Raw genomic sequence first — 7,277 nt, 5'->3', positions numbered from 1 at the left:
CTTTAATTTTGATAATCCTTTAATATTATCCATGGTTCTATCAATAATTTCTTCCCTCATCTGTGATGATAAATATTTTAAATCCCTTATTTCATAATGGTCCTTTACATACACTGGTACTTTATTTACCTTATAATCCATATTAAAAATATCACTGTTAAATTCCTTATTTATTACATAATTATACAGCCATTTAGCCTCCAAAAATATTCTCCTTAATATCCTTGATGTGTTGGTATTTAGTTTATCACTGTCTATCTTTGTTTTTATAATTACTGCTGATTGAGATTTTCTTTTAATTTTGGTTTTATTCAATGAATCTTTTATTTTATTCTTCTTTGTATTCATCATACCTTCTTCTGATCCTCTATGTACTTTTCAACCACTTCAAGCGTTACTGCACCAACGCTTGCTATAAATTTTGACCTTGTCCATAATGTTGGTATCTTTCTTCTCAATACCGGAAATTCATCCCTTAATACATGTGATGTGTATCCTTTTATAAGGTTAACACATCTAATAACATCTATTCTTGGCTTTAAGTCTATTAATAAATGCACATGGTCTGGCATAACCTCCATTTCTATTATTTTATAGCCGTAGTCATTTTCCTTTTCAATAATAAGCTCCTTGAGTCTTTCATCTATGCCGTTTACTAACACCTTTCTTCTGTACTTAGGTGTGAATATTACATGGTACTGGCATGAAAACACTAAATGATCGTATGATTTGTATTCTTTCTTATACTGAGTTATTTCCATATATTAAATAAAGTATTTATCAACATTATATAAAATTTATTATATAAATGCATGAATTGCATATTCATTATGAAATATTTAATTTATTAACATTTTAAAAATTAATTATTTATTGAATTTATATTTTCTGGCTCCAGAAATTCATCCACATTGTAAACTCAGTGGCTTTCTTTCTGGTAGATTCATTTGTAAATTAATATATCATAAACTTTATGTTTTCATCCCCCTTATGGAGGGGACTTCACACCTTAAAATTAAAATTTATTCAAAATTCAAAATCAACATTAACCTTTATAATATCACCATCTTTTAGTGACAGGGCCTGCCTCAAATATTTATCAGAAATTACCTCAATAATATCTGTGTAAACGCTCCTTTCAGGAAATATGAGATAGCATTTTATCCCATCAATATGTGCATTAAAGCATTTTACACCACCAAAGGTCCTCTCACGATCCTTAAATCCTGATATAATAATTCCATCGGCACCACGCACCTGCCTCAAAATATTTTCATATTCCGGATTTATTTTTATGTTTAATGTGCCGGGAAATGGCTCCATTTTTAATTTTTCCTTAAACTGATCCATGTAACCTTTCTTGGATATATAGTATTTTCCCTCTCCAAGGCCATTTTGTACCGTACCCTCCATTTCAAATGATTGATTGATTTTTAATATTGAATAAAGTTCATTTAATTCTCTGTAAAGTAAATCAAGTGCCTTTTCCTGTATCATTATCTTTTGCCTTCTATTTTCGATTGTTCTGTCTATATATTTCTCCTTTATTAATTCAAGAATGATTCTTGATGCCGTTTGCTGGCTAACGCCCATCTTCCTTGCCAGCTCTGATGATGAAATATATGCAATATTTTTGCTACCTGCAAGATTTTTTAATTCTTTTATTGCTGAATATAAGGTTTCGTTCATGCAGGTTAATATTTTTTAAGTATAATAGTATTGTTTATTATAATTAAATAAAAAAGCATACTGATTCCAACATTAGGATGTTAAGTTTCTGTGCGGTTTATTATAAATAATTTTAGATCTTATTTAATTTTATACAATGAATAATTTTGAGTTAAAGGAAAATTTACGATATTTAATTAAATATTATTTTAATCGTAATAAGATTTGAATAAAATGATTAATTAAATTTTTTTTGCATTTTCATTAATAAAAATCAACAAAAAAATCATGATTTTATGCATATAATTCTTATTTCCTAAAAGCAATATTTTTAATATTCCGCGGGATAACGGTTTATGGGGCTTAAAATAATTGTTTCCATAAAGCAGGTCCCGGATGCAGATGATTTAAGAATTGATCCGGTGACAAACAACCTGATAAGGGAGGGTGTTCCAGCCATTATTAATCCCCCTGACCTCCATGCAATAGAGGAGGCTATAAGGTTAAAGGAAAAATATGGTGGTACGGTAACAATAGTTTCAATGGGGCCGCCCAGAGGAGACATTTCAATTAAGGAGGCAATATCCATGGGTGCAGATGATGCCTATCTTGTAACAGATGCTGCCATGGCAGGGTCTGATACATGGGCAACATCCTATACAGTTGCACAGGCCATAAAAAAGCTTGGTGGTGCAGATGTAATTCTTTTTGGCAGAAGGGCAGTTGATGGTGAAACCCAGCAGGTTGGCCCGCAGACCGCCGTCTGGCTTAATGTTCCGGCTGTGGCCTATACAGATAAAATTATTGAAATAGACCAGAAAAATAAAAAGGCAGTATTACAGAGAACCACGGAATTCAACACAGAAATACTTGAGGTTCCCATACCGTTTGTTGCCACCATATCTGAGATTTCAAATACGCCAAGGGAGCCGACACTTGAGGGTTTAATAAAGGCCAAAAATTACAATGTATCAAGGCTGTCCAAAACAGATATAAACGCGGATCCCAAGCATATTGGGCTGGCAGCATCACCAACAAAGGTTATCAGGGTAAGGCCCCCACCAAAGATGAGAAATCCAGAAATTATTAAAAATGAGGATATTAATAAAACCGTTGACTGGATTATTTCAAAAATTAAAATAGCGGCCACCGGGATGAAATCATCAGGTGAGGATTATGTTAAGCCCAAGCCTGTTGCAAAGGCCACCGGTAAAATCTGGGTTTACATGGACCATACAAATGGTGACATTAATAAAACCTCACTTGAGATTCTTGGAGCAGCCAGAAGGGTGGCTGATCTAATGGACACACAGCTTGGGGCGGCGGTAATAGGTGACCATGCAGAGAATATCGTGGACATGGCATTTAAGTATGGTGCCGATGAGGCCTTTTACTGTGAAACCCCTGGTGTTGAATATTACGATAATGATGTTTACACAAGGGCTCTTGAAACACTGATAAAAAAATACATGCCAGATGCCATATTCTTTCCGGGTACATCAAATGCAAGGGAGCTGGCATCCACCACCGCAATAAAGGTTGATACCGGTTTAATAGCCGACTGCATTATATTTGATGTTGACGAAAAGGGCCAGCTGCTATCAACAAGGCCAGACTTTGGTGGAAAGGAAACCTCCACAATTATCTGCCCCAATAACAAACCTGTAATGGTAACAACAAGGTCCGGAGTTTTTTCTGCATTAAAGGAGCGCGATTACAGGGGAAAAGTTCAAACGGAAACATTAACGGATACATCAACAAGATTCAAAATAAAGGATTTTAAGAGCATAGAGTATAATAATCCACTGCTTGGTTCAAAAATAGTTGTTGGCGTTGGCAGGGGAATTGTTAATAAGGAAAACATTAAACTGGCCGAGGATCTGGCAGACAAACTCCACGCAGTTGTTGGTGTTAGCAAGCCCCTGGCAGATGCTGGCTGGTATCCAAAGGATCATCAGGTGGGCCAGACAGGTACAACAATAAGGCCTGATCTCTACATAGCCCTTGGAATATCAGGGGCAATACAGCATCTTGTTGGAATTCAGGGGTCAAAAAAAATACTTGCAATTAACACAGATGAAACTGCTCCTATATTTGATAACTGTGATTACGGCGTGGTTGGAGATATATTCCAGATAGTGCCAGAACTGATTAAAAAAATTGGTGATATAAATGCTTAATTATGATGTTGTTGTTGTTGGCTGCGGCCCTGCTGGGTCAGCTGCTGCATTAAGGGCTGCAAAGGCAGGTAAAAAGGTGCTGGCAATTGAGAGGGGCCCGGAACCAGGTTCAAAAAATGTATCCGGTGCAATGATAAGGAAGGACTATGTTTCTTCTGTATTTGGTGATGGCCTTCCATTTGAAAGGGAGGTTCAGAGAATAAAACTATCATTATATAATGGTGATAGTCCTGTGGATATTGAGTTTTCTCCGGAAAATTTGGTTACAACGGGGAGGCTAAAATTTGATAAATGGCTTTCATCTGTTGCTGAAAATGCCGGGGCCATGGTTATAAGCAAAACAACCGGGCTTGAATTAAAATGGGAGAATGGAACTGCAAAATCACTTGTTACAGACCGCGGTGAGGTTACAGCAGATGCCTTTGTGCTTGCTGAGGGCGTAAATTCATTGCTTTCAATGAAATCAGGCATAAAAAAGGATTTTACCCCTGATACTGCGGTACAGGCCGTAAAGGAGGTTTATGCAGTGAAAAAGGAGGATATAAATTCAATGTTCAATCTTCCTGATGAATCTAAGGGACTTGCATGGAGATTTGTCATGACAGACCCGCTTATAGCAGGATTCCTATATACCTATAAGGACAGTGTTGCGGTTGGAATTGGATCACCAATAAAAGAGCTTGTTTCAAGAAAAATGAGGCCAGAAAAAGTACTTGATGATTTTCTGGATAAAACCGGACTTGCAAAAAAATTTGAGGGCTATTCATTAAGAGAATATTCTGCGAAAGTCATACCTGAGGGCGGTTTTCCATCAATGAATCCAGGAAAGGGAAATGTGTATTTATGTGGTGATGCCCTTGGACTTGTGGACCCACTTACATTCGATGGCATAAGCCCTGCAATAGCCTCAGGAACACTTGCAGGGGATGCTGCAGCGTCTGGATTATCCCAGGACATATACTATTATAATCTGGTTAAGGACCCGGAGATATCAAAAATAGTAAAGGAAAGGCCACTGGAAGGGCGCATGCTTGGAACTGATGCTGCATCAGGATACATTAATATGCTGTCTTCGGCATTAAACAGCTGGGCTTCTGGGGATCTTCTTGGCATAGGAAAAATAATATCCTCAAATTTCAGAAACGTTATGCCAGACCTTATAGAATTTATGACGAAAATGAGGTGATAAAATGAGAACGGAGGAAAAACTGTACACATTAAGGTATAAGAAGGATGAAAAGCCACACCTTTCCATAAGGGATTCCGGACTGTGCCTTGAATGTGAAAAGGAAAATGGAAATCCACAGCCATGTATATTAATATGCCCCGCAGGTGTGTATACATGGGAGGATAAAAAAATAGTTGTTGGTTATGAAAACTGTGTCGAATGCGGTGCCTGCAGAATAGCCTGCCCATACGATAATATTAACTGGGAATATCCCAGATTTGGCAGGGGTATTGCATTAAGATATGCATAGATTTATTTTTTTATTTTTAAATTTTAAGATGTAAAAATTATTTCTTTACAACCTTTTATGCGTTTAATAATATCATTTTATAATAAAAATTGCATCGTTCCATTGCCGAGTTTTATGAGAGTTTTAAAAAATTTAATAATTCTATTAAGTATTATAATCAAAATACATTAATTTAATTCATCATAATTCTCCATAATATATGAATCCACGGCCCTTCTTCCACTGATCATTGCAGATCTTATATCATACTGGTTTTTATCAAATATATTTATATTGTATGAATCCTGTTTAATGAATTTAATTCCCTGCCTTTCTGCAAGTTTGATGTAAAATTCCCTTCTTGACCTTTCGAGGATTTCCAGTGACTCTGGATTGATAATTACTGTATTTTTTTTCGAAATTTCCAGTGCATCATCAAAGTATCTGTATATATTTGTGTTAATTGAAACATCCCCCATATTTTTAATATCAGGATAAACCTTATCAGGGGAACAGTCTATTCCTGATGTTCCCCTTGATTTTTCTACTGTTATCCCGCGCCTATCAAGTTCATTTAAATAATAATCCACAAGTGCCTTAAATTCAGTTCTTTTATGTGGTTCTAAAATATCGTTAATCTGCCCACCGGGGACATTTTCCTCATAAATCACTGGTTTTAATCCAAGTGAAAGTGCATAAAGTGCGGCCTCCAAACCTTTTATACCCGCACCATCTATTTCTATTTCTCCAATTAATTTTTTGTTCCTTCTTATGGTGCTGTACAGCTCAAGGCCTGTATCAATGTTGACAGTGCAGCGTACCTCGTTAAGACCTAACCTCCTGCAGTCCTGATTGCACCTGATGCATGGCCTTGGATTGTGACCGTGCAATAATTTATACGGAAAGTATGGATCAGCCAGGGCCTCACGGCCGGTTGCTACAAAATCTGCCTTCTTCAATATTTCGTTCGCATCGGCAGCATTTATTACAGAACCAACCAGAATGGTTGTTTTATCCGGTCTCCTTGGAAGCCTTGCATAAATATGATTATGTTCATAATAGAATGGTGCAGACGATGCTGGGGGTGCGAATCTGCCAGCAGAGTAATGAATATAATCAATTTTCCTTATTGATTCACCCACCTTTAAACCGTAATCGGGACCGTAGCCATCAGGGTCATTTTCATACAGGCTCAGTCTTATTCCTAATGGTATATCATAATAATTCTTTATATTTTCAGTCATTTCGTTAATTATCCTAAGCCGGTTTTCCAATGAACCACCGTATTTATCATCCCTTTTATTAAGGGCAGGGGATATGAATTCCTCAAGCAAATAACCATGGGCCCCATGAAGCTCTATCCCATCAAATCCTGATTTGTATGCTATGTCTGCTGCCCTGTAGAATTTTTCCTGAACATTAATTATATCCTCAATACTCATGGTCTGAGGCACATTCCCCATATAATCCATGGCTGTCGGTGCAAATATTTTTTTGGTATTAAGGCCCTGTAAGGCCTTGGCACCTGAATGAACAAGCTGAACAAAAATTCTGGAATCGTATTTATGCATTCTCTCGGTTAACCTGAAAAATTTTGGAGTCTGTGAGTAAGAAAACATCCCTAGCTGGTTTGGCGATCCCTTACCATTTAGTTCATCCACATATGTATATTCAGTAATTATTAATCCATAACCACCACGTGCACGTTCTTCCAGATATGCTATGTGATCCTCATTTGTATTGCCATCTGGAGAGGCCAGATTGGAGATCATTGGCGCCATGACAAGCCTGTTTTTAATTTCCAAATTACCTATGGTTCCGGTGCTAAAAACATCCATGTTTTTGTATATTCGTATTCATTTAAAAGTGTTTATTATATGAAAATAATAACATCATGTTTTATATTAAAAGTTTGAAAAACAAAATTAAAAATTAATTTATGCATTATCTATATATAATATTTTAATAAAAA

General features: G+C 36.3%; 6 protein-coding genes and 1 pseudogene. 3 read left to right on the top strand and 4 right to left on the bottom strand.

Translation table 11 applies throughout. The annotated features are described in order from the left end of the window. From AOG54_RS08435 to AOG54_RS08425, 3 genes and pseudogenes are all read right to left on the bottom strand, one after another. Nucleotides 1-351, bottom strand: a pseudogene (locus AOG54_RS08435) (RNA-guided endonuclease InsQ/TnpB family protein); the annotation flags it as partial. After that, a complete protein-coding gene (gene tnpA, locus AOG54_RS08430; protein WP_055032615.1) occupies nt 348-761 on the bottom strand; it encodes an IS200/IS605 family transposase in 414 nt (137 codons plus the stop codon). The gene tnpA and the pseudogene AOG54_RS08435, both read right to left, overlap by 4 nt. Nucleotides 762-1,026: 265 nt before the next feature. Then, entirely contained in the window at nt 1,027-1,689 is a 663-nt protein-coding gene (locus AOG54_RS08425; protein WP_054964139.1) for a winged helix-turn-helix domain-containing protein/riboflavin kinase, read from the bottom strand. 335 nt (nt 1,690-2,024) lie between these two features. On the opposite strand from AOG54_RS08425, the gene AOG54_RS08420 reads away from it, so the two are divergent. Genes AOG54_RS08420 through AOG54_RS08410 form a run of 3 tightly spaced genes read left to right on the top strand, consistent with a single transcriptional unit; the run spans nt 2,025 to nt 5,326 of the window. Next, nucleotides 2,025-3,848 carry an FAD-binding protein gene (locus tag AOG54_RS08420; RefSeq protein ID WP_055032614.1) on the top strand — a complete coding sequence of 608 codons (1,824 nt, stop codon included), beginning with the start codon at nt 2,025-2,027 and terminating at the stop codon, nt 3,846-3,848. Then, nucleotides 3,841-5,034, top strand: coding sequence for an NAD(P)/FAD-dependent oxidoreductase (locus AOG54_RS08415; RefSeq protein ID WP_054964386.1), 1,194 nt, complete (start codon nt 3,841-3,843; stop codon nt 5,032-5,034). Before AOG54_RS08420 ends, AOG54_RS08415 begins: the two co-directional genes overlap by 8 nt. A gap of 4 nt (nt 5,035-5,038) precedes the next feature. Continuing rightward, complete coding sequence (locus AOG54_RS08410) at nt 5,039-5,326, top strand: ferredoxin family protein (RefSeq protein WP_048101254.1); 288 nt, start codon at nt 5,039-5,041, stop codon at nt 5,324-5,326. Between the two features lie 167 nt (nt 5,327-5,493). On the opposite strand, the gene AOG54_RS08405 is transcribed toward AOG54_RS08410, so the two are convergent. Then, nucleotides 5,494-7,143: an NADH:flavin oxidoreductase gene (locus AOG54_RS08405; RefSeq protein ID WP_055032613.1), complete on the bottom strand. Its 1,650-nt coding sequence runs from the start codon at nt 7,141-7,143 to the stop codon at nt 5,494-5,496. Between the last annotated feature and the right edge of the window lie 134 nt (nt 7,144-7,277).

The sequence above is a fragment of the Acidiplasma aeolicum genome (assembly GCF_001402945.1).
Taxonomy (GTDB): Archaea; Thermoplasmatota; Thermoplasmata; order Thermoplasmatales; family Thermoplasmataceae; genus Acidiplasma; species Acidiplasma aeolicum.
Note: the sequence above shows the minus strand (reverse complement) of the source record. Positions and strands in the feature narration are given on the sequence as shown.

What these genes read in the sequence shown, in the direction of transcription:
- AOG54_RS08425 (WP_054964139.1), bottom strand. Translation starts at nt 1,689, where the DNA reads ATGAACGAAACCTTATATTCAGCAATAAAAGAATTAAAAAATCTTGCA.
- AOG54_RS08410 (WP_048101254.1), top strand. Translation starts at nt 5,039, where the DNA reads ATGAGAACGGAGGAAAAACTGTACACATTAAGGTATAAGAAGGATGAA.
- AOG54_RS08405 (WP_055032613.1), bottom strand. Translation starts at nt 7,143, where the DNA reads ATGGATGTTTTTAGCACCGGAACCATAGGTAATTTGGAAATTAAAAAC.
- tnpA (WP_055032615.1), bottom strand. Translation starts at nt 761, where the DNA reads ATGGAAATAACTCAGTATAAGAAAGAATACAAATCATACGATCATTTA.
- AOG54_RS08415 (WP_054964386.1), top strand. Translation starts at nt 3,841, where the DNA reads ATGCTTAATTATGATGTTGTTGTTGTTGGCTGCGGCCCTGCTGGGTCA.
- AOG54_RS08420 (WP_055032614.1), top strand. Translation starts at nt 2,025, where the DNA reads ATGGGGCTTAAAATAATTGTTTCCATAAAGCAGGTCCCGGATGCAGAT.